The organism is Gordonia hydrophobica NBRC 16057 (assembly GCF_001592365.1).
In the GTDB taxonomy this organism is placed as follows: Bacteria; Actinomycetota; Actinomycetes; order Mycobacteriales; family Mycobacteriaceae; genus Gordonia; species Gordonia hydrophobica.
Genome location: NZ_BCWU01000009.1, coordinates 112,921 through 133,028, shown reverse-complemented (window position 1 = coordinate 133,028; position 20,108 = coordinate 112,921). Strand labels below are relative to the sequence as shown.

The 20,108-nt window shown below is 64.1% G+C and carries 20 protein-coding genes; 10 read left to right on the top strand and 10 right to left on the bottom strand.

The genetic code is table 11. From position 1 onward, the window contains the following. Positions 1 to 8: 8 nt before the first annotated feature. Positions 9 to 701 (top strand): TetR/AcrR family transcriptional regulator, encoded by a 693-nt coding sequence (locus GH2_RS15675; protein ID WP_066169927.1) that lies wholly within the window; start codon positions 9 to 11, stop codon positions 699 to 701. A gap of 16 nt (positions 702 to 717) precedes the next feature. Here the strand turns inward: GH2_RS15675 and GH2_RS15670 are convergent, their stop codons facing one another. Next, on the bottom strand, positions 718 to 1,032 hold the full coding sequence (locus GH2_RS15670) for a hypothetical protein (protein ID WP_066169922.1): 315 nt from the start codon (positions 1,030 to 1,032) through the stop codon (positions 718 to 720). A gap of 201 nt (positions 1,033 to 1,233) precedes the next feature. On the opposite strand from GH2_RS15670, the gene sigM reads away from it, so the two are divergent. The 5 genes from sigM to GH2_RS15645 all read left to right on the top strand — a co-directional run bounded on the left by sigM (position 1,234) and on the right by GH2_RS15645 (position 5,017). Then, complete coding sequence (gene sigM / locus GH2_RS15665) at positions 1,234 to 1,797, top strand: RNA polymerase sigma factor SigM (protein WP_066169919.1); 564 nt, start codon at positions 1,234 to 1,236, stop codon at positions 1,795 to 1,797. Positions 1,798 to 1,933: 136 nt separating this feature from the next. After that, positions 1,934 to 2,218, top strand: coding sequence for an RsmA family anti-sigma factor (locus tag GH2_RS15660; protein WP_066169916.1), 285 nt, complete (start codon positions 1,934 to 1,936; stop codon positions 2,216 to 2,218). Positions 2,219 to 2,361: 143 nt separating this feature from the next. Then, positions 2,362 to 3,306 (top strand): thioredoxin-disulfide reductase, encoded by a 945-nt coding sequence (trxB, locus tag GH2_RS15655; protein WP_066169913.1) that lies wholly within the window; start codon positions 2,362 to 2,364, stop codon positions 3,304 to 3,306. A 32-nt stretch (positions 3,307 to 3,338) separates the two neighbouring features. Further along, complete coding sequence (trxA, locus tag GH2_RS15650) at positions 3,339 to 3,695, top strand: thioredoxin (protein ID WP_341264540.1); 357 nt, start codon at positions 3,339 to 3,341, stop codon at positions 3,693 to 3,695. Positions 3,696 to 3,865: 170 nt separating this feature from the next. Further along, positions 3,866 to 5,017: an N-acetylmuramoyl-L-alanine amidase gene (locus GH2_RS15645; RefSeq protein ID WP_066169910.1), complete on the top strand. Its 1,152-nt coding sequence runs from the start codon at positions 3,866 to 3,868 to the stop codon at positions 5,015 to 5,017. Here the strand turns inward: GH2_RS15645 and GH2_RS15640 are convergent. The 9 genes from GH2_RS15640 to rpmH form a co-directional block, all read right to left on the bottom strand. Continuing rightward, positions 5,007 to 5,732 carry a hypothetical protein gene (locus GH2_RS15640; protein WP_066169907.1) on the bottom strand — a complete coding sequence of 242 codons (726 nt, stop codon included), beginning with the start codon at positions 5,730 to 5,732 and terminating at the stop codon, positions 5,007 to 5,009. The genes GH2_RS15645 and GH2_RS15640 overlap by 11 nt on opposite strands. A 107-nt stretch (positions 5,733 to 5,839) precedes the next feature. Further along, complete coding sequence (locus tag GH2_RS15635; protein WP_066169904.1) at positions 5,840 to 6,904, bottom strand: ParB/RepB/Spo0J family partition protein; 1,065 nt, start codon at positions 6,902 to 6,904, stop codon at positions 5,840 to 5,842. Then, positions 6,901 to 7,848, bottom strand: coding sequence for a ParA family protein (locus GH2_RS15630; RefSeq protein ID WP_084247545.1), 948 nt, complete (start codon positions 7,846 to 7,848; stop codon positions 6,901 to 6,903). Before GH2_RS15630 ends, GH2_RS15635 begins: the two co-directional genes overlap by 4 nt. Positions 7,849 to 7,917: 69 nt before the next feature. Continuing rightward, positions 7,918 to 8,625, bottom strand: a complete 708-nt coding sequence (rsmG, locus tag GH2_RS15625; RefSeq protein WP_066169901.1) for a 16S rRNA (guanine(527)-N(7))-methyltransferase RsmG — start codon at positions 8,623 to 8,625, stop codon at positions 7,918 to 7,920. A gap of 2,973 nt (positions 8,626 to 11,598) precedes the next feature. Next, positions 11,599 to 12,153 carry a Jag family protein gene (locus GH2_RS15620; protein ID WP_066169898.1) on the bottom strand — a complete coding sequence of 185 codons (555 nt, stop codon included), beginning with the start codon at positions 12,151 to 12,153 and terminating at the stop codon, positions 11,599 to 11,601. Positions 12,154 to 12,201: 48 nt separating this feature from the next. Then, the gene (gene yidC, locus GH2_RS15615; RefSeq protein ID WP_066169895.1) at positions 12,202 to 13,425 is read right to left on the bottom strand and encodes a membrane protein insertase YidC; all 1,224 of its coding nucleotides are present in this window, start codon (positions 13,423 to 13,425) and stop codon (positions 12,202 to 12,204) included. Between the two features lie 3 nt (positions 13,426 to 13,428). Next, the gene (yidD, locus tag GH2_RS21375) at positions 13,429 to 13,746 is read right to left on the bottom strand and encodes a membrane protein insertion efficiency factor YidD (RefSeq protein ID WP_084247544.1); all 318 of its coding nucleotides are present in this window, start codon (positions 13,744 to 13,746) and stop codon (positions 13,429 to 13,431) included. After that, positions 13,743 to 14,162, bottom strand: coding sequence for a ribonuclease P protein component (gene rnpA / locus GH2_RS15610; RefSeq protein ID WP_066169893.1), 420 nt, complete (start codon positions 14,160 to 14,162; stop codon positions 13,743 to 13,745). The genes yidD and rnpA overlap by 4 nt, the downstream gene beginning before the upstream one ends. 25 nt (positions 14,163 to 14,187) lie before the next feature. Next, the gene (rpmH, locus tag GH2_RS21370; protein WP_006337454.1) at positions 14,188 to 14,331 is read right to left on the bottom strand and encodes a 50S ribosomal protein L34; all 144 of its coding nucleotides are present in this window, start codon (positions 14,329 to 14,331) and stop codon (positions 14,188 to 14,190) included. A 321-nt stretch (positions 14,332 to 14,652) separates the two neighbouring features. Between rpmH and dnaA the strand changes: the two genes are divergently transcribed. The 4 genes from dnaA to GH2_RS15590 all read left to right on the top strand — a co-directional run bounded on the left by dnaA (position 14,653) and on the right by GH2_RS15590 (position 19,979). Beyond that, positions 14,653 to 16,269 (top strand): chromosomal replication initiator protein DnaA, encoded by a 1,617-nt coding sequence (gene dnaA, locus GH2_RS15605; protein WP_066169890.1) that lies wholly within the window; start codon positions 14,653 to 14,655, stop codon positions 16,267 to 16,269. Positions 16,270 to 16,826: 557 nt separating this feature from the next. Beyond that, positions 16,827 to 18,029, top strand: a complete 1,203-nt coding sequence (gene dnaN, locus GH2_RS15600; RefSeq protein ID WP_066169888.1) for a DNA polymerase III subunit beta — start codon at positions 16,827 to 16,829, stop codon at positions 18,027 to 18,029. 89 nt (positions 18,030 to 18,118) lie between these two features. Continuing rightward, the gene (gene recF, locus GH2_RS15595) at positions 18,119 to 19,384 is read left to right on the top strand and encodes a DNA replication/repair protein RecF (protein ID WP_066169885.1); all 1,266 of its coding nucleotides are present in this window, start codon (positions 18,119 to 18,121) and stop codon (positions 19,382 to 19,384) included. Next, positions 19,377 to 19,979 carry a DUF721 family protein gene (locus GH2_RS15590; RefSeq protein ID WP_084247543.1) on the top strand — a complete coding sequence of 201 codons (603 nt, stop codon included), beginning with the start codon at positions 19,377 to 19,379 and terminating at the stop codon, positions 19,977 to 19,979. The genes recF and GH2_RS15590 overlap by 8 nt, the downstream gene beginning before the upstream one ends. Positions 19,980 to 20,108: the final 129 nt, after the last annotated feature.

The window sequence follows — 20,108 nt, the reverse complement described above, 5'->3', positions numbered from 1 at the left end:
CATCGGTGATGAACACGGTGACCGGCGGGCGTACGTACGGGGGGGTATCCGCTGCTGAGCGGCAGAAACAGCGGCGTAGTGCACTGGTCGAGGCGGGTCTAGAGCTGTTCGGCACGGACGGCTTCCTCAACGTCTCGGTGAAGAAGATCTGCGACGAGGCCGCCCTCACTCAACGCTACTTCTACGAATCGTTCGGCGACCGCGTCGCACTGCTGGCCGCGGTGTACGAGCACTGCGTCGACGACGCCCGCGCGGCAGCCCTGGCGGCCGCCGACGCCGTCCTCCAGCGGTCCGGGGTCACAGGCAGCGAGATTCCGCGGGACGTGATCCCCGCCCTCGCGCACGAAGCGCTCGGCGGCATCATCAAGAATCTGGTGGACGACCCGCGCCGTGCCCGGGTCATCCTCATCGAGGTCGTGGCCGTCGCACCCGAGATCGAGAAACTACGCCTCGGCGCGATTCACGACTGGGCCGACTTCATCGGCGGCTTCGCGGGCGGCGGACGCCCGCTCACCGCCGCGCAGAAACTCGGCGCGATCGGCCTCGTCGGCGCGTTGACGCAGTTGCTCGTCGACTGGCAGATGGCCCTGACCGATCCGGTCAACGAAGCCGCAGGCCCGGAATTCTTCCAGGTCGAGGCGATCCACGAGGTCGTCACCGAGATGTTCATCGCAACGTACGACCGCATCTTCGCCGACTGAGACCGTCCGGCCTCACTCACTTCGTGAGGCGCCCTCGGATCTGGGCGATCGCGGCCTCCAGTTCAGCGATGACGAACAACCATTCCGAGCCGTCGCCCAGGGTGATGCACAGGCGTTCACGTTTGCCGCCCGAGAAGAATCGCCCCGTACCCGGCGCAGGGCCCACGCCGGCAACGAACGTCAGAGCGACCGAGAACCGCGCCCCTGACGTCCGCGCCGACTTCGGCTCGAACACCACGTGCGTCTTCGTCACTTGCAGCTCGCCCGGGACCGCGACCTTGCCCATCGATCGCGCGGCCCGCCATGTCGCCAAGGGCTTCTCGTCGGTCATGCAGACAGAATAGGATGCGGTGCCGAAATGCCTTCCACCTGATCCACCCGCGGCGGTTCCAGCGGCGCCGCACCACTGTGTACACACGACACTATGCATAATCCCGTTCCGCTATGCCCGTTTATCCACAGGTTTCACAAAACTATCCACAATGTGGGAAAAACACCCAAAGCGACTCGCATTCCGGCTTAGGGTCTTCGCATGACTCGGGGGACCATCACGCACGTCAGCGACGAAGTTCTGCTAAACACCTACATCGCCGGTGACCAGAGTGCATTTCGCCAGCTCTACGACCGCCATCGCGACCACCTGTGGGCCATCGCCGTCCGCACCACCGGCAACAGCGACGACGCCGCCGACGCCTTCCAAGACGCATGGATGGCCATCCACCGCACCGCGGACACCTACCGAGCCGATGCGTCGGTATCCAGCTGGATGCATAAGATCGTGCTGAACTGCTGCCTCGATCGACTGCGGCGACTCAGAACGCACGAGACACTGCCGCTCGTCGAGTACGACGCCGCCGTCCTGGCCGACGAGAACGATCGCACCGTCGGCATCGACGTCTCCCTGTCGATCGGTCACGCGCTCGACGTGTTGCCGCCCGATCAGCGCCAGGCGGTGATCCTCGTCGATTACTACGACTACTCGGTGCGCGATGCGGCGGCGATCCTCGGGATCGCGTGCGGGACCGTCAAGAGTCGCTGCTCGCGCGGTCGCAAGAAGCTGGCCCTGGTGCTCGACTTCCTCCAAGACGAGTACTGATCGCGGCCGGTTCCCCGACCATTCGAGTGACGCACCGCTCAGCATCGCGGAACCGATTCGCAGGCCACGTCGTCTCAGTATCCTGGTGTCGGCATCACCTACGCGGACAGCACTCGGAACAGGGGGCGTGACGACCATGACTGGTTCGACCGCGCACAGCTACAACCCAGGACTTCCCGAACCGCCGTACTCGACCGAACTCCTCGCGGATTTCCACGCCGGCGTCTTGGACCCCCGCACACACGACCACGTGCAACAACGACTCCCCGCCGACCCGCACGCCGCCGAAGTCCTCGCGGCGCTCGACCGCGTGCGCAGCGAACTCCGGGCCGAAGGCGCACAGCAACGCGCTGCCACGACGATGCCCGACCACGTCGCCGCGCGCCTCGATTCGTTCATCGACGACCTCACCGCCGAGTAGACCGCACGACCGTTTCGGTGTGGAGCGGACCACCGCAGAGCGACGTCGGGAACATCGGGCAATAGTGTGTTGTTGACTGAATCGTCTGCGCTGCACTCGAACGGAGCAGTGGAGCGGGCGGATACCGCGACAACGGAGGATTGATGACCGACACCGATAACCAGATCCACGACATCATCATCGTGGGATCGGGACCTGCCGGCTACACCGCAGCGATCTACGCTGCGCGCGCCGAGCTGTCGCCTGTCGTCTTCGAAGGCATGTCGTTCGGCGGCGCGCTCATGACCACCACCGAGGTCGAGAACTTCCCGGGCTTCCAGAAGGGCATCCAGGGCCCGGACCTGATGGACGAAATGCGCGAACAAGCGATCCGCTTCGGCGCCGACCTCCGCATGGAAGACGTCGACGCCCTGCGTCTGGAAGGCGACATCAAGGAGGTCGAGGTGGGCGGTGAGGTGCACCGTGCCCGCGCCGTGATCCTCGCGATGGGTGCGGCGGCCCGCTACCTCGGCGTTCCGGGCGAACAGGAACTGCTCGGCCGCGGCGTCTCGTCGTGTGCGACGTGCGACGGCTTCTTCTTCAAGGACCAGAACATCGCCGTGATCGGCGGCGGCGACTCCGCGATGGAAGAGGCGACGTTCCTCACCAAGTTCGCGAAGAAGGTCACGCTGATCCACCGCCGCGAAGAGTTCCGCGCGTCGAAGATCATGCTGGAACGGGCCCGCGCCAATGAGAAGATCGACTTCGTCACCAACGCCACCGTCTCGACGGTGAAGGGCAGCAGCTCCGTCAGCGAGCTCGAGCTCACCGACACGGTGACGGGCGAGACGCGGATCCTCGACGCCACCGGCATGTTCGTCGCCATCGGACACGACCCGCGCAGTGCGCTGGTCAAGGGTCAGGTGGACCTCGACGACGACGGTTACGTGAAGGTCGACGGCCGCAGCACCTACACCAACCTGCCGGGCGTCTTCGCCTGCGGAGACCTCGTCGACCACACCTACCGCCAGGCCATCACCGCCGCAGGCAGCGGTTGCTCGGCCGCCATCGATGCCGAGCGCTGGCTCGCCGACCGGGCCGACGCCTGACCCCATCCGATCATCCGGCCCCATCCGGGTCCATGAACCACCAGGAGGAATCCATGTCCGAGAACACCGTCGCCGTCAGCGACTCGACCTTCACGAGCGATGTCATCGAAGCATCGGGCTCCAAGCCCGTCCTCGTCGACTTCTGGGCCACCTGGTGCGGCCCGTGCAAGATGGTCGCACCCGTCCTCGAGGAGCTGGCGCGTGACAACGCCGACAAGATCACCGTCGCGAAGGTCGACGTCGACCAGAACCCGGTCGTCGCACGCGACTACCAGATCATGAGCATCCCGACCATGATGCTGTTCCAGGACGGCAAGCCGGTGAAGACGATCATGGGCGCCAAGCCCAAGGCTGCGATTCTGCGCGAGCTCGCCGACGTGTTGGCCTAGCCACCGATCCTGCGGTTCTCCTTGACCCACACCCGTCTGACGGGTGTGGGTCAATCGTCACAGATCGATACGATCATTTGTCGCTGTCGGCACCGACTGAGAGAATGATGCAAGAATCGGGTCACGGAGGGCGACCCGAGTCGGTGGTGTGAAGAAAGTGGGATGTACGTATGCAGGTTTTGCGTCTGGGGGACCACGGTTCAGCTGTCGCCGAGATCAGGACGATCCTCGCAAGTCGAGGACTGCTTCCCGAAGCTCCCTCGACGAGCACGTCTCACGACCAGACGCCCTGGTCACCGCCTGACGCAGTCTTCGACGCCGCGTGTGATCGCGCCGTTCGCGCCTTCCAGCAGGAACGTGGACTCATCGTCGACGGGATCGTCGGCTACGCGACGTACACCGCGCTCCGGGAGGCGTCCTACCGACTCGGCGCGCGCATCCTCCTCTACCGCCTGTCGGCGCCCATGACCGGAGACGATGTCGCCACGCTGCAGTCGCGCCTGCAGAACCTCGGTTACTACCACGGACTCGTCGACGGCATCTTCGGCGACGTGACGCACAACGCCGTCTGCCTCTACCAGACCGAGTACGGACTGCAGTCCGACGGCATCTGCGGCCCGTCGACCCTCCGTTCGCTCGAGCGCCTCGGCACCCGGGTCACCGGCGGCTCACCGCACGCGATCCGCGAAGAGGAGTACGTCCGGAAGTCGGGCCCTCAACTCACCGGTAAGCGCATTCTGATCGATCCGGGGGTCGAGTCACCGGTCGGCGACGAGAACGCGATCCTGTGGGATCTAGCGGCCCGTTTGGAGGGCCGCATGTCCGCCGCAGGCATGGAGACGTTCCTCTCCCACGACGCCAAGACGGTTCCGACCGACGACGACCGCGTGCGGGTGGCCAACCTGGCCGACGTGGACTTGATGATCTCGCTCCGGACCGGTCGCTACCCGAACGAGAAGGCCAGCGGAGTCGCGGGCTTCTACTTCGGTACGTCGCACGGATCGTATTCGACGATCGGCCGCAACCTCGCGGGGTACATCCAGCGCGAGATCGTCGCCCGTACCGACCTGCTCGACTGTCGTACCCACCCGCGGACGTGGAACATCCTGCGGGCGACCCGGATGCCGGTGGTCGTCGTCGAGGCCGGCTACATCACCAACTCGCACGACGCGACTGAACTCAGTAGGCCTGACATCCGCGACACCATCGCGGAGGCCATCCTGGTCGCGGTGAAACGTCTGTACCTGCTCGGCGAGAACGACCGGCCGACCGGAACCTACACGTTCGCCGAACTCCTTGCGGCGGAACAGGTCACCGGCTAAAAGCAGCCTCAACCACCTCGACGGGGGTGGCGGGTTCCACCAGCTTCTTCAGGGCGCGCTCCACCTGACTCTTCCAGCCGAGGCCTTCGTCCAACTCCAGCCGTAGGCGCGGGAGATAGGGGTCCTCGGCGACCACCTCGAAGCCGAAGTCCGACAGCAGGTCCGTCGGGAGGATGCAGCGACGGCACACATCCGAGGCCATGCCACTGCCGAGCAAGAGTGTCACCAGATCCATGGCGAGCGAGTCGTCGTCCCCGCTGAATCCGAATGCCTCCACCGCCCGAACTCCGCGGCGAACCAGATCGGCGACGACGGCGTCGATCACCGTGACGGCATCACTTTCGAACCCCGGCTCCATCCGGACAGTCGTGAGGAGTACCGCATCCGCACCGACCGGTGCCGTGGGGAAGTGGGCTGCGCGAGGCACCCGCCCGGGCGGCGAATAGAAGGCCGCGCCGACCACCCGTTCCGTACTCGGTTCGATCGCGACCTGACAGCAGACTCCCCACTCCAAGAGCAACCCGGACAGCCATGCCTCTTTGTCGAACTCGCTCTCCGGTCCGGCGGTCTCACCCGACGACGACGGTGAACTGATCACGGTATCGATGGCCGGCGCAGAACCGGATCGGTCGACTTCCCAGAAGACGCAGCGACGCGCATGCAGCGGCAGGGTCTCGAAGTCCTCGAGCTCCAGCGACACCACCGACACAGCCATCGCTGTCGTCCTCCTTCTCGTCCTTACTCGGTCCAGTTTCGCAGGCCATCATCACCACTGTCACAGTGACGTATTGACCTGTAGACCCTGGCTATCGGTCTGACACCCTATTTCTCGGTGTTCTCGGCGATCACGTTCACGATGCGTTCCAGATCGTCAACTGAGCCGAACTCGATCAGAACCTTGCCTTTCCGCTTACCGAGGCTCACGGTCACTTTCGTATCGAGGCGATCCGACAGGCGGTTGGCGACGTCCTGAAGTCCCGGCATCTCCATCGGACGACGCTTCTTCGGACTCGGCTTGTCATCGACGCCGTCGCGGTTCGCGAGGGTGACCGCTTCCTCGGTCGCACGGACCGACAGTCCCTCGGCGACGATCCGAGCGGCAAGCGCTTCCTGAGCATCGCTACCCGCATCGAGAGAGAGGAGTGCACGGGCATGCCCGGCCGACAAGACGCCGGCGGCCACCCGCCGCTGCACCGGGATCGGCAGCCTCAGCAAGCGAATCATATTGGTGATCACCGGCCGTGATCGGCCTAGCCGATTCGCCAATTCTTCATGTGTCACGTCGAACTCCTCGAGCAGCTGCTGGTAGGCCGCAGCTTCTTCGAGCGGGTTCAATTGCGCACGGTGGATGTTCTCCAGCAGTGCGTCACGGAGCATGTCGCCATCGGGAGTCTCGCGCACGATCGCCGGGATCGTCTCGAGTCCAACGTTGGTGCTTGCCCGCCAGCGCCGTTCGCCCATGATGAGCTGATACTTGGCGCGCCCGGAATCAGGGTAGGGGAGAGCCCGGACAACGATCGGCTGCATCAACCCGAACTCGCGGATCGAGTGTTCCAGCTCAGCCAGCGCATCCTCGTCGAAGACGGTGCGCGGCTGCTTCGGATTCGGCTCGATGTCCGCGGGGTCGATCTCGCGATACACCGCGCCCACCTCGTCAGCCGTCGGCGACGTGTGGTCAGTGCCAGTGGTCGGAGCCAGGAGATCTGTCGCCGGTTTCGTGGTTCGAGCCGGGGTCGCGGCCGTGCCGCCCCCGATGACGACGTCGGCCGCCGCCGATCCCATCCGGGTCGTATTGACGCCGTGGTCGTCCTCGGAAGGACCCGTCGGAATCAGGGCCGCGAGTCCTCTCCCCAAACCCCCACGACGCTGCGTGTCACGCTGACTCATTTGGTCCGTCCTCCCACAGCCGCGCCCCGTTCTGCGACCTCTCGCGATGCATCAAGATAGCTCATGGCTCCACGTGAACCCGGGTCGTACTCGATGATCGTCATACCAAAGCCGGGTGCCTCCGAGACCTTCACGCTACGCGGAATGATCGTCGACAACACCTTGTCACCGAAGTGATTCCGCACTTCAGCAGCGACTTGGTCAGCGAGCTTGGTGCGACCGTCGTACATGGTGAGCAGGATCGTCGAGACATGCAGCCCCTTGTTGAGGTGCGCCTGGACCAGTTCGATGTTGCGCAACAGCTGGCCGACACCCTCCAGTGCGTAGTACTCACACTGAATCGGGATCAAGACTTCTTGTGCCGCCACCATCGCGTTGACCGTCAGCAAGCCGAGGGACGGCGGGCAATCGATCAGTACGTAGTCGATGTTGAGCTGGGACAGCAGATCCATGTCGAGTGCGTTCCGAAGGCGGCTCTCTCGCGCCACAACGGAGACGAGTTCAATCTCGGCGCCCGCCAGATCAAGCGTCGACGGCACGCAGTACAGACGCTCATTGAAGGGCGACCGCTGAATCGCATCGCGCAACGGTACGTCGTCCAGCAGCATCTCGTACACCGACGCAATCCCCGGCTGACGGTGATCGATCCCCAGCGCAGTGCTCGCATTGCCCTGCGGATCAAGGTCAATAACGAGAACCCCGAGCCCGTGCAATGCCAAGCCTGCCGCCAGATTCACCGCCGACGTCGTCTTACCGACGCCGCCCTTCTGGTTCGCGATGGTCATGACTCGCGGTTGCGGAGGGCGGGGGAGGGTACCGGTGCCGCCGGGCGTCAGCACTTCGCTCGCGCGCGCCGCGGCCGTCGCTATCGGGGTGTCGTCGTAACTGGTGGTTGGTGCGGCGGGAGGCGTTTCACGTGAAACGCTCGGCTCGTGTTTCGGCACCCCGGAACTCCTTCGGTCAGTGCTTCCATTGTGCGCCCTGCGTCGAAATGACACCAATTCAGAATCCCCCTATTTCCGTTGGCCAGACTTGCGAGCGCCACGGGCATCGCGCGCACTCTCGATACGTCGTCCGATGATCAACGTCGTCGGCGTCTCCAGTATTGTCCCGCATTCTTCGACTCTCAGGTCTCGAATTCCGAGGCGCAGAACCTTCTCCCAGTCGCGAGCGATCTCGTCCGCCGCTGACCTTCCCTTCAGTGCGACGAGCCGCCCTCCGCCTCGAATCAGGGGAGCGGACCATCGGGCCAGACGCTCGAGCGGTGCGACCGCCCTGGAGGTCACCACATCGGCGGGTTCCACCGCCTTCAGCACTGCCTTCTCTTCTGCGCGACCACGAACCACGGTGACATTCGGAAGCGGGAGCGAGGCCACGACCTCGTCGAGGAACGTCGTTCGGCGCAGCAGTGGATCGATCAACGTGATGGTTAGATCTGGTCGGGCGATCGCCAACGGAATCCCGGGGAACCCCGCACCCGAACCCACGTCGATGACTGTCTCATCTTGTTCGATCACCTCGGACAGCACTCCGCAGTTCAGTAGATGTCTGGTCCACAACTGCGGAACTTCGCGAGGTCCAATCAGCCCGCGGAGTACACCTTCTTCGGTGAGGACGCGTGCGTACTCCTCAGCCAGAGCCAACCGGTCACCGAAGATCTGGCCGGCAATCGGCGGGGTAGCCTCCGGTTGTCCTTCGTGCTGTTCGACGTCGTCCGTCATCGCCCCTCGTCTCGCCGATGTTCCACGTGGAACATCGGCAAGTATGTGCGCGCACCGACCTCGTGTTCCACGTGAAACGTGAACTCGAACGTCCCGCTCGCTTCTCCCGACGAGATCCCACGGAGGAATGCTTGGTTCGAAGTGCCACCGATCAGAGTCGGCAACACTGTCATCTTTGGGACTCGATCAACCGATGAGCCCCATACTTCTTGCCTTCAAGCTTAGTCGCGCAACAGGCTCGTCGACACCGCGGGAAGCGGTATCCACAGTGAACCGCAATCTATCCACAGATCGACATGCAGCGATGCTTCACGCTGTGGATTAACGTCACCCTTTCTGAAACTCTGTGGATGAATAGCTCTTACCTACCCGACCAAGATCCGTGGTGGTTTCCCGCCCTCACCACTGCTCCGGACTGCGAGCGAACACGAACTATGTTTCACGTTGAACACCGGCTCTTTGGAGCAGAACTGAGGCGCTGGCGGGCTGTCGAGCCAGGAGCTTCTGCACGCGCCCATGCGCGCGACTTCCGCTCAGAAGTACATGGCAATCCATTCTGCGGGATCGTCGGATCAGATGCGACCGGGGTCGTGGACGGAGTGGAGCGACAGGCAGGTCGGCCAAGCGGGGGACCGACGAGAGCGTGGCAGTCAGCGACCAACACGAGAGCCAGCGGGAATCGTCGATCAGTCCAGGGCGACGCGCCCTCATCGGAACGAGACGCCTGAGACAGAACGGTGCACCATCGACGCCTCACCGGAGCCATTAACCCGACACGTGGTCATCGACCGCCTGAATGATTGATTCCCGGTCATGGTCGTCCCCACGTTGGTCGAGTGCTACCTGCGACCGAAGCGAACCCAGCTTATCGAGACCTTCGCGAGCTTCCGGCGGCATCGTGGGAAGCGGTGGTCGTTGGCGAGGCTCTCGTCCGACCGATCCCAGCCACGAACGCCGGCCACCAGGAATCAATCGTCTGTACACATAAGTCGCCTCCGACGAGAAGGTGTCACGTGGAACGCCGATGCGATTCCCAGCCCAACTTCAACTTCGGCGACAGAAGTTCAGAACTGGCTATCACATCGACGACGCTGTCCGATGTCAATCGCTCGCGGGGGAGGGGAAGAACCTGCCGGCAGTATGAGTCTCGTCAAGCCCGGCGTTGTTTCCCGTGAAACATCGAGTTCCCCGGTCCACGGCGGCGGGGTCCTGTGGCGTCACCCCAAAGCCTGATGACCCGCCACGACTGAAGCACGAGGCGTCGTGGATGCTGCGGTCGAGAACCGCAGGAGGATCTGCCAGACACATAGACGGACCAGACCGCGATTACAGGATCGTTCGGTACCGACGCGTCGGATCCGCACCTGCTCCCGGCCTGAACTTGAGCGTCCTGCGGCGACGGTCTGGCTGTTGGTCGTCGCGGCGTCGTCTCTCACCGTGTCACCGTCGCAACGCGTCCGGGCCGATATTCAGGCCTACTCTTCGTTTCACGTAAAACATCGGCATCGGACGAAGTCTGATCATCCCCGGAGAATGCCTCACGACCGTACAGCGCGGTCCGCGACGCCGACCGCGTGCCTCCCACCCCTACAGATTCGCCAGTGTAGCCAACCAGGCTGCACCGCTCCTTCTGATCATTCGACGCCACTGTCGCCTCCGTGCAGCACCGCGCGAACCGGGGAGACTTGTCCGACAAGCAGAGACTTCGCCGTCGTGAGCGGTGCTCGTCCTATCCGGCGAGGTCCGATGAGTTCCGACGGTCCCGTGTGGAAGGAAGAGACACGATCTGGCCGAAGTATCTGGCCTGAGCCGGGAGTCGGCGGGCAGCGCAACGATGACTGGAATCCACACCGTCGTCTGGGGCGCTGTTCGCGAGTCGCCGGCAGGGTTCAACTACGACGTCCGCGTTGATCCGAGCATCCGTCGAAACAGGTCTCGGGGGCGTCCAGGGACGCCAGCCATGCTTGCGAGAGCAGCCGGACTGGGACCACCGCGTCGTGCTGTGAGAAGCAGCGTTCGGACGACGGGCCCTCCCAGTTCGCCATACGTCACCGTTTCACGTGGAACATCTGGCGCATGGTGCGGACAGGAAGTGCACGCGCAAACACAACAGCCATATTCAATCGGGAGACCGCGCTCTCTGTTCCATGTGAAGCTTTGAACTGCATCACTAGAATTCAGATCCCGCGAAACGGTTCACTGCGACCGCCCGACGGTACGCCATGTGCGCTAGTTCAGGGGAGTGGTCGCTCCCTATCTGCAGGATCCAATCGTTCACGGTCGCCGACGACTCTTGATCGCCGTGCCGGCCGCACCATCTTCGTGGTGACACCGGTCCGACGAAAGATCGCCTTGATCGAAATCCCGCTTTGTACAGGCGAGGAATCCCGGTTCGATCGCCAACGGAAGTCACGCCCTCACGAGTGCGAAAGGGGTCAACTTTCATCCGCCGTCTGGGGTGGTGCCCACGAGCCTCCGGCAGGGTTCAACTACGACGTCCGCGTTGATCCGAGCATCCACTGCGACACATCTCGCGGGCTACCCAGGATCCGACACTTGCGTGAGGGAGAAGGCGGACCCGGGGGAGGTGACCGCATCGTGCTGCGAGAAGCACCGTTCAGACGACGGTCCCTCCATGTCGAAACCCGTGATCGTTTCACGTGGAACACCTCGGGCATGCGACGGACAGGAGGCGTACACAGGCGACCACGACAGGCGAACCGATCAAGACACGGTTCTCTCCGTTCTACGTGAAACAGCGAATTACATCGATGATATTCGGATCCTTGATCGCGGCAGCTCACGAACGCAGACCCCACCCTAAAAGGTCACAGTGTCGAAAAGATGAAGGACGCACAGCGATGCCCTAGCAGTCGGTATCAGTCCCCGAAAAGGTTCACTGACGGCGACCGCCCGACATACGACAATGCCCCGGACCTGAGTCCGGGGCATTGCGTTAGTCCAGGGGAGTGGTCACTCCTTGAGGACGACCACGCGACGATTGGGCTCTGAACCCTCGCTCTCGCTGTAGACCCCATCAACCGCAGCGACGGCGTCGTGCACGATCTTCCGCTCGAACGGAGTCATCGGATCCAGCGACTCCCGCTCACCGGAATCGCGGACTCGTTCGGCGACCTCGGTACCGATGCGTGCGAGGCGATCACGGCGGTCGGCCCGCCAGCGCGAGATGTCAAGCATCAAGCGGCTTCGATCTCCGGTCACCTGCTGCACGGCGAGCCGGGTCAGCTCCTGGAGTGCGTCGAGGATCTCGCCGTCACGTCCGACGAGCTTCGTCAGATCCTTGCCGCCGTCGATACTGACGATCGCGCGGTCTCCGTCAACGTCGAGGTCGATGTCGCCGTCGAAGTCCAGGATGTCGAGCAACTGCTCCAAGTAGTCGCCGGCGATCTCGCCTTCCTCGACCAACTGATCCTCTTCGTCGACCTCTTCGACCTCTGCGGCCTGGGGCTCGGCCTCGGTCGGTTCGACCTGTTCGGTGTCGTCCGGCGACACGGTCTGGTCCGTCATTTGTTACCTCACTTCATGGAAAACGTCTGGGGGAGGGCAGCGCTGTACTCAGCGCCCGCCTCGCTTCTTCTTGTTGCGCTTGCTGCCTGCCTGGCGTGCGCCGCCCGGACGTTGCCCCGGCGAGGGCTTGTTCCCCGTGGCACCGGCGGCCTTCTTTGCGGCAGGCGCGGTGGAGCCGGTCTTACGCTTCGCGACCTCGGCCTGTCCCTTACCCTTCGCAGTCGACGACTTCTGCGAGTCCTTCGACAGATCGACCGAGCCGTTCGAGTCCTCGACGTCGCCGTCGACGACCGCCACGGCACTCTGACGTTTGGTCTTGTCCGGCCGGGCACCGGGCTTGGGCGCCGCGGCTTTCAGACGCTCTTCCTTCGCTTCCTTCGCGGCTGCCTCTTCCCTGGCGATCTTGCCGAAGACGAGGTGCTGCTGACCGTAGGTCCACGCGTTGTTCGACACCCAGTAGAGGAGGATGGCGACGGGGAAGAAGACACCCATCACGAGAACGCCGAGGGGGAAGACGTAGAGCGCGAGCTTGTTCATGATGCGGGTCTGCGGGTTCTCTTCCGCAGCGGCGGTCTGGCGAGCGACCGAGGCGCGCGAGTTCATGTGGGTGGCGAGCGATGCGATCAGCATCAGCGGAACGACGACGATGACGATGTCGATACGGGTGAAGTCGACCGGAACGAGATTGCTGCTCGTGGCGTCGTGCATGAAGGCCTGCCACTGCGCCATCGGCTGCGTGACGTACGACGACAGCGGGACACCGAAGAGGCGAGCGTCCAGGAAGTCCTGCACCTGCTCGGGGCTGAACGCGTAGTTACCGATCGTGCGGTTCGCTTCGAGCGACAGACTGGGGCCGGTATGCGGCACACCGAATCCACCGCCGTCAGGGATGTAGCGGTTGAACGACCGCAACACGTGAAACAGGCCGATGAAGACCGGGACCTGCATGAACATCGGCAGACAGCCGAGGAGGGGGTTGAAGCCGTGCTCCTTCTGGAGCTTCTGCATCTCCTCGGTCATCTTGACGCGGTCGTTGGCGTACTTCTTGCGAATCGCCTGCATCTGCGGATTGATTTCCTGCATCTGCTTCGTCGTACGGATCTGCTTGACGAACGGCTTGTACAGGATCGCGCGGAGCGAGAAGACCAGGAACACCACCGACAGCGCCCACGCAACGCCCGACCATCCCGGGGAGTTCGGCAGTATGGCGTCGAACAACCAGTGCCAGACCCACATGATCCAGGACACCGGGTAGTAGATGAAGTTGAGCACGGCTCACTTACCCCTATCTGAAGTAGGTGCGGAGGCACCTCGGTTGGAAGTCTTGGTGCGCAGCCACTCCACAGGCCCCAGTTCCGGGACCGGGTCGTAGCCGGGTTTATGCCAGGGCCCGCACTTCAGCAGACGCCAGGTCGCAAGAATCGATCCCCACATGAAGCCGTGCCTGTCGAGAGCTTCGACGGCGTATCCGCTGCACGTCGGCTCGAATCGACAGGTCGGCATGCGCATCGGGGAGATGTACGAGCGATACAGCTCGATGAGGAAGATCAGGCAGACCCGAGGAAGACGATGCACGCGTGACGACCAACTCATCCGTCCACTCCCACGGCCACCTTGTCGACGGCAGCGACCACCTTGCGGTGTCCGAATGCCGATCGCAGCGTCGACTCGAGGTCGGCGCCCGACCGTGCGACGATCCCCGGAAAGGCTCGAACGACGACGAAGGTCTCCGGCGGAAGCATGTCCGGTGCAACCGCCGCGAAGGCATGACGAAGTCGCCGTGCAGTGCGATGACGAATCACCGCATTACCGACCTTCTTCGAGATGATCAGTCCGAGCCAGGGTCCACCGTGCAGGGCGACGTCCGGACGCAGATCCCTCGAATCAGGCCAGTCGGCTCCCACGGGAGCCACATTGACGGTCAGATCACGTGCCGAAACCCGCACGCCCTGGGAGAGTGTGCGGGTGAAATCGGACTTCCGTGAAATCCGCGCCGAGTCGGCCGACACCGATCGCCCGGGCCGGATTCTCGACTCAGGCTGTCAGCTTGGCGCGGCCCTTGGAACGACGACCGTTCACGATGGCGCGACCGGCACGGGTCCGCATCCGGAGACGGAAGCCGTGGACGCGCGCGCGACGACGGTTGTTCGGCTGGAAAGTACGCTTCCCCTTAGCCACTGGGAACTCCTTGTGTTGGTCCTACTCGACGTAGGTACTGCAGGCGGTCTTCGGCCCCTCATGGATCGGCCGGAGCCGGCTCGAGGTGAGCGCATGAAGCAGTCCATGTGTAGGCGACCTTTCGAGGGTACTGGTCCCCGTAATCCAAATCAAACGACGGGTTACCTGCGGTTATCGCGGTCGTTGAATTACACCTGTGGAATTTGTCAACAACTCCATCCACAGGTGTGGACAACTTTGTGGACAACTCGCGCTCGGGCCATCGTTCGTGGCAGAGTCTCTGGCATCGAAGGGCCAGAATCGACGACCGAGGGGGAGCATGTGGCGGACGACCGGGAGAACTTCAGCAACATTTGGAATTCTGTCGTATCGGATCTGTCCAGCGGTGCCGACCCGGCCGTCGGCGAACCCCTGACCCGTCAGCAGAAGGCATGGTTGTCGCTGGTCAGGCCGTTGACGATGACAGAAGGCTTCGCGCTGCTGTCCGTTCCGTCAACGCTCGTTCAAGAACAGATCGAGCGTAATCTGCGCGACACCGTCCGCCACGCGTTGAGCCGTCACGTGGGTCAGAGCGTCGACATCGCCGTTCGTCTCCACGAGCCCGAAGAGATGTCCACAGAGCCGACGCCGAACGGCCCGGCTTCTGGGGATGTCCATCCACAACCACGCGCCACAGGTGCAACACAAGTCACACCCGAAACGTACGGGGTCCCGTCGTCCTACGACCCGTACGCGGCGTCGTCGCCCGTCTATCCGCCGAGTCCGGCGATCCCGTCCGACGAACAACTCGCGGCGCTGAACTACCCCCCGCAGCACTATCAGCCCGTCCCACCGAACCGCCCCGTCGAGCCGCGCGAGTGGTCGAGCTACTTCGAGCAGCGCGAGACCAGTGCGCCGGACAACAGCACCACCTCGCTCCACCCCAAGTACACCTTCGACACGTTCGTGATCGGTGCGTCGAACCGCTTCGCCCACGCGTCAGCCGTCGCCGTCGCCGAGAATCCGGCGCGCGCCTACAACCCGATGTTCATCTGGGGTGAGTCCGGATTGGGCAAGACCCACCTGCTGCACGCCGCAGGCCACTACGCCCAACGACTGTTCCCGGGGATGCGCGTCAAGTACATCTCGACCGAAGAGTTCACCAACGACTTCATCAACTCGCTCCGCGACGACCGCCGCGTGGCCTTCAAGCGCCGCTACCGCGACATCGACATGCTGCTGATCGACGACATCCAGTTCTTGGAGGGCAAGGAAGGCATCCAGGAGGAGTTCTTCCATACGTTCAACACGCTGCACAACGCGAACAAGCAGATCGTCGTCTCGTCCGACCGTCCGCCGAAGCAGCTCGCGACCCTGGAAGACCGTCTCCGCACGCGGTTCGAGTGGGGACTGATCACAGACGTCCAGCCGCCGGACCTCGAGACGCGCATCGCGATCCTCCGTAAGAAGGCGCAGATGGACAACATGGACGTGCCCGACGCCGTCCTGGAGCTCATCGCGTCGAAGATCGAGCGCAACATCCGCGAGCTCGAGGGCGCCCTGATCCGCGTGACCGCGTTCGCGTCGCTGAACAAGACGCAGATGGATGCGTCGATGGCCGAAGTCGTGATGAAGGCGTTGATCCCGGATTCGGGGCCGATGGACATCAGTGCGGCGAGCATCGTCGCCGTGACCGCGGACTTCTACGACCTCTCCGTCGAGGACCTGTGCGGTCCGAGCAAGGTGCGGTCGCTGACGCTGCCGCGGCAGATCTCCATGTACCTGTGCCGCGAACTGACCGACCTCTCGTTGCCGAAGATCGGCGAGACATTCGACCGCGACCACAGCACGGTGATCCATGCGGACCGCAAGATCCGCAAGGAGATGCACGAGAACCGCAACATCTACGACCAGGTGCAGGAGCTGACCGCCAAGATCAAGCAACGGGCCAACCGCTGACGGCTCACAGACACAACTCTCAAGTCCTGCCGCAGACTCTTCTACCGAGTCTGCGGCAGAAATCTTTCGGGTGTCGGCAAGAAGTTCCTCGTCCGACACCCCGAGGAAACCTGCAGGACGCGTCCGCGCGCCGCGTGTGGACAGCGTGGGGACAACCGGGGTGGTTTCTGTGGACAACCAGTGCGTGGTCGTGGAACAGTTTCGCCGATCCACAGCCATCACGATTCATCCACCGAGTTGCTCCACGGATCGTCAACACTGTCGCGATAGTGTTGACCAGCACCGACAGGCTGTTGTCCACAGATCCCACAGCGCCTATTACTAAGAAGATTTCTTCTTTAAAGAACATCTTTTAAAAGAAGCTGTGTGCATACACAGCCGTTCGACGACGCCGGCGCCGCTCGGCGCGGCAACGGTCCGCGTCGGACGGATCGTGATAGCGATCCGATGCGACTTGAAAGCGCCGAGCGCTCTACAGTGGACTCGGCGACCATTCATCTCCCGGCTCCGCTGCCCGTTCGGCGGCCCGGGAACGTCGAGAAGGGGTAACACCACCGATGAAGTTTCGTGTTGTGCGCGACGAGTTCGCCGATGCCGTGGCATGGGTTGCTCGCAGCCTCCCCTCACGTCCTCCGGTGCCCGTTCTCGGTTGCGTGGTTCTGACCGCAGACGATCTCGGGCTCAAAGTCGCAGGATTCGACTACGAGGTCTCGGCCACGCAGACCATCTCCGCTGAGGTCGCCGAGTCGGGCAAAGCCCTGGTCTCCGGGCGTCTCCTCGCCGACATCACGAAGTCTCTTCCGAACAAGCCCGTTGATGTGACCATCGACGGCGCGCGCGTCGCGATCAGCTGCGGCAGCGCCAAGTTCTCCCTCCCGACGATGCCGGTCGAGGACTACCCCGACCTGCCCGAGATCCCCGAGAACACCGGATCGGTCCCCGCCGATCTGTTCTCCGAAGCCGTTTCCCAGGTCGCGATCGCCGCAGGCAAGGACGACACGTTGCCGATGCTGACCGGCGTCCGCGTCGAGATCGAAGGCGACAAGGTGGTTCTCGCGGCCACCGATCGCTTCCGCCTCGCGGTCCGCGAACTGCAGTGGCTGCCCGCCGAAGCCGGCGCCTCGGGTGCCGCACTGGTCCCTGCCAAGACTCTTTCCGAGGCTGCGAAGTCGGCCGGTTCGGACGCCACCGGCAACGTCGACCTGGCCTTCGGCTCCGGACATGCGATCGGCTCCGAGGGCATGCTCGGCATCACGAACAACGCGAAGAAGACCACCACGCGACTGCTCGACGCCGAGTTCCCCAAGTTCCGACAGCTCTTCCCGCCGCACCACACGTCCATCGCGACTATCGAGAGCGCGCCGCTCATCGAGTCGATCAAGCGTGTCTCGCTGGTCGCCGAGCGCGGCGCTCAGGTGCGCTTGGACTTCACCAGCGACTCCGTGCTCCTCACCGCCGGCGGCGATGAAGCCGGCAAGGCCGAGGAAGAACTGCCCGTCAACTTCTACGGCGAGCCGATCATCATCGCGTTCAACCCGCACTATCTGCTCGACGGCCTCGCCGCCATCGGCACCGACACCGTCGAATTCGGATTCACCAATCCGGAGCCGGACGGTTCCGGTGTGCGTCGCGCCGCGATCCGTCCGGCGGTGCTGCGGCCGTCGACCGGTGACGAGCCCGCCGCCGACGAGTCCGGGGCCTACCTGGCCGGCGACAGCGAGTTCAGTTATCTGCTGATGCCGGTCCGACTGCCGGGCTGACCGGCACGGTCGTCAGTTCTGCGAGGTCCCTCGGCGACGGCCGAGACGTCGGTGGCAAGTACGGCACACCAGTGGCGAGGTAGAGGTTCTTGTTTGTTCGTGAGCTCACAGTGCGCGACTTCCGGTCGTGGCCGGAGGCTCAGTTCACGCTGGAACCGGGCACGACGATCTTCGTCGGTCGCAACGGGTTCGGTAAGACCAACCTGCTGGAGTCGTTGTTCTACGTCGCGACGCTGCGCTCGCATCGGGTCTCGTCCGATGCGCCGCTGGTCCGGTCGGGCACCGACGCCGCTCGGGTGATCGCGACCGTCGAGAACGACGGACGCGAGCTGACCGTCGACCTGACGATCGCAGCGCACGGCGCCAACAAGGCCGCCATCAACACCCGACCGGTGCGACGGACCCGCGAGGTTCTCGGAATCCTCCGCGCGGTCCTCTTCGCTCCGGAAGATCTCGCGTTGGTCCGCGGCGACCCCAGTGAGCGACGGCGATTCATCGACGAGCTCGTCGCCCAGTTGCGCCCGCTCGCCGCGGGTGCGAAAGCCGACTACGACCGCGTGCTGCGACAACGATCGGCGCTGCTCAAGACGGCGGGCGCCGCGATTCGACGCGGGCAGAGCGATTCGGTGATGAGCACCCTGGACGTCTGGGACCAGCAGCTCGCAGATCTCGGCGCGCAGGTCACTGCGGCGCGACTCGCGGTGGTTCGACAGCTGGCGCCGTTCGTCGCCGACGCCTATCAGTCGATCGCGCCGCACTCGCGTCCGGCGCACATCGCCTATCGGTCGGCGGCGGGCGACGCGGTGGACGCCAGCCCCGGCGGGGACGACGAGGTCGCGGCGATCCGCGCCGTGCTCGCCGACCGTCTCGTCGAGGTGCGGAGCAAGGAGATCGATCGCGGTCTGTGCCTGGTGGGGCCGCATCGCGACGACCTCCACCTGGGACTCGGCGACGAGCCGGCGAAGGGGTTCGCGAGCCACGGCGAGAGCTGGTCGTTCGCCCTGTCCCTGCGGCTGGGCAGCGTGGAACTGCTGCGCGACGACGGCGTGGAGCCGGTGATCATGCTCGACGACGTGTTCGCCGAACTCGATGTGACTCGCCGTCGCCTGCTCGCGGAGTTCACCGCGAGCGCCGATCAACTGCTCATCACTGCCGCGGTGGCCGAGGACATCCCGGAGTCGATCGTCGGTCGACGCATTTGTGTCGGAGTCACCGACGATGATGGCCCCAGGCGATCGCTGGTGATCGCTGACGAGCAGATCGGCACCGAGGCCGCCGATCGTGACACGTCGGATGCCGTCACCGCCGAGGCAGCACCGCTCGATGACGGAAGGGACGAGGTCGACGATGACTGAGGCAGACGCACGCGACGCGGAGACACCGGCATCGACCACGCCGGGATCGACCACAGCGGGCTCGGCACCGGCCGCAGGACTGTCCGGCTACGACCTCGCCCGGGCCGCGCTCGAGGAGGCACGGGCTGCGGCGCGCGCGCAGGGCAAGGCCGTCGGCATGGGACGGTCGGCGCCGATCCGCAGCAAGCGTCGCTCCGGCGACCGGTCGCGTCGTCGCTGGTCGGGGTCCGGTCCGGACGCGCGCGATCCGCAGCCCTTCGGCGCGATGATCGGGAAGGTCGCCAAACAGCACGGCTGGGAGCCGCGGATCTCCGAGGGCACGCTGTTCGGGATGTGGGGGTCGATCGTCGGCGACGACATCGCCGCCCATGCCGATCCGACCCGTCTGGAAGGCACAGTGCTGCACGTCAGCGCGTCGTCGACCGCGTGGGCCACGCAGTTGCGCTATATGCAGGGGCAGATCTTGGCGAAGATCGCGAAGGTGATCGGCCACGGCATGGTCACGAGTCTGCGCATCACCGGCCCCAAGGCGCCGAGTTGGCGGCACGGTCCGCGACACGTCTCCGGGCGCGGTCCCCGCGACACCTACGGATAGTCGTCCGGGCGGCTGCTCGATTTCGACGTGAGAGCGCTCAAACCGTCCTGAGCCATGATCGGCCCCGTCTATTGCTACGTTCGTCGTTCTCCGTTGCAATCAGAGGCGTGGCAAGCATGCCTGTGGATG

Excerpts from the sequence above, each read along its gene's own strand:
- trxA (WP_341264540.1), top strand. The coding sequence starts at position 3,339 with ATGAACCACCAGGAGGAATCCATGTCCGAGAACACCGTCGCCGTCAGC.
- GH2_RS15635 (WP_066169904.1), bottom strand. The coding sequence starts at position 6,904 with ATGAGTCAGCGTGACACGCAGCGTCGTGGGGGTTTGGGGAGAGGACTC.
- GH2_RS15640 (WP_066169907.1), bottom strand. The coding sequence starts at position 5,732 with ATGGCTGTGTCGGTGGTGTCGCTGGAGCTCGAGGACTTCGAGACCCTG.
- sigM (WP_066169919.1), top strand. The coding sequence starts at position 1,234 with ATGACTCGGGGGACCATCACGCACGTCAGCGACGAAGTTCTGCTAAAC.
- GH2_RS15660 (WP_066169916.1), top strand. The coding sequence starts at position 1,934 with ATGACTGGTTCGACCGCGCACAGCTACAACCCAGGACTTCCCGAACCG.
- yidD (WP_084247544.1), bottom strand. The coding sequence starts at position 13,746 with ATGAGTTGGTCGTCACGCGTGCATCGTCTTCCTCGGGTCTGCCTGATC.
- GH2_RS15675 (WP_066169927.1), top strand. The coding sequence starts at position 9 with ATGAACACGGTGACCGGCGGGCGTACGTACGGGGGGGTATCCGCTGCT.
- trxB (WP_066169913.1), top strand. The coding sequence starts at position 2,362 with ATGACCGACACCGATAACCAGATCCACGACATCATCATCGTGGGATCG.
- GH2_RS15620 (WP_066169898.1), bottom strand. The coding sequence starts at position 12,153 with ATGACGGACCAGACCGTGTCGCCGGACGACACCGAACAGGTCGAACCG.
- dnaN (WP_066169888.1), top strand. The coding sequence starts at position 16,827 with ATGAAGTTTCGTGTTGTGCGCGACGAGTTCGCCGATGCCGTGGCATGG.
- GH2_RS15590 (WP_084247543.1), top strand. The coding sequence starts at position 19,377 with ATGACTGAGGCAGACGCACGCGACGCGGAGACACCGGCATCGACCACG.
- GH2_RS15645 (WP_066169910.1), top strand. The coding sequence starts at position 3,866 with ATGCAGGTTTTGCGTCTGGGGGACCACGGTTCAGCTGTCGCCGAGATC.
- GH2_RS15670 (WP_066169922.1), bottom strand. The coding sequence starts at position 1,032 with ATGACCGACGAGAAGCCCTTGGCGACATGGCGGGCCGCGCGATCGATG.
- rsmG (WP_066169901.1), bottom strand. The coding sequence starts at position 8,625 with ATGACGGACGACGTCGAACAGCACGAAGGACAACCGGAGGCTACCCCG.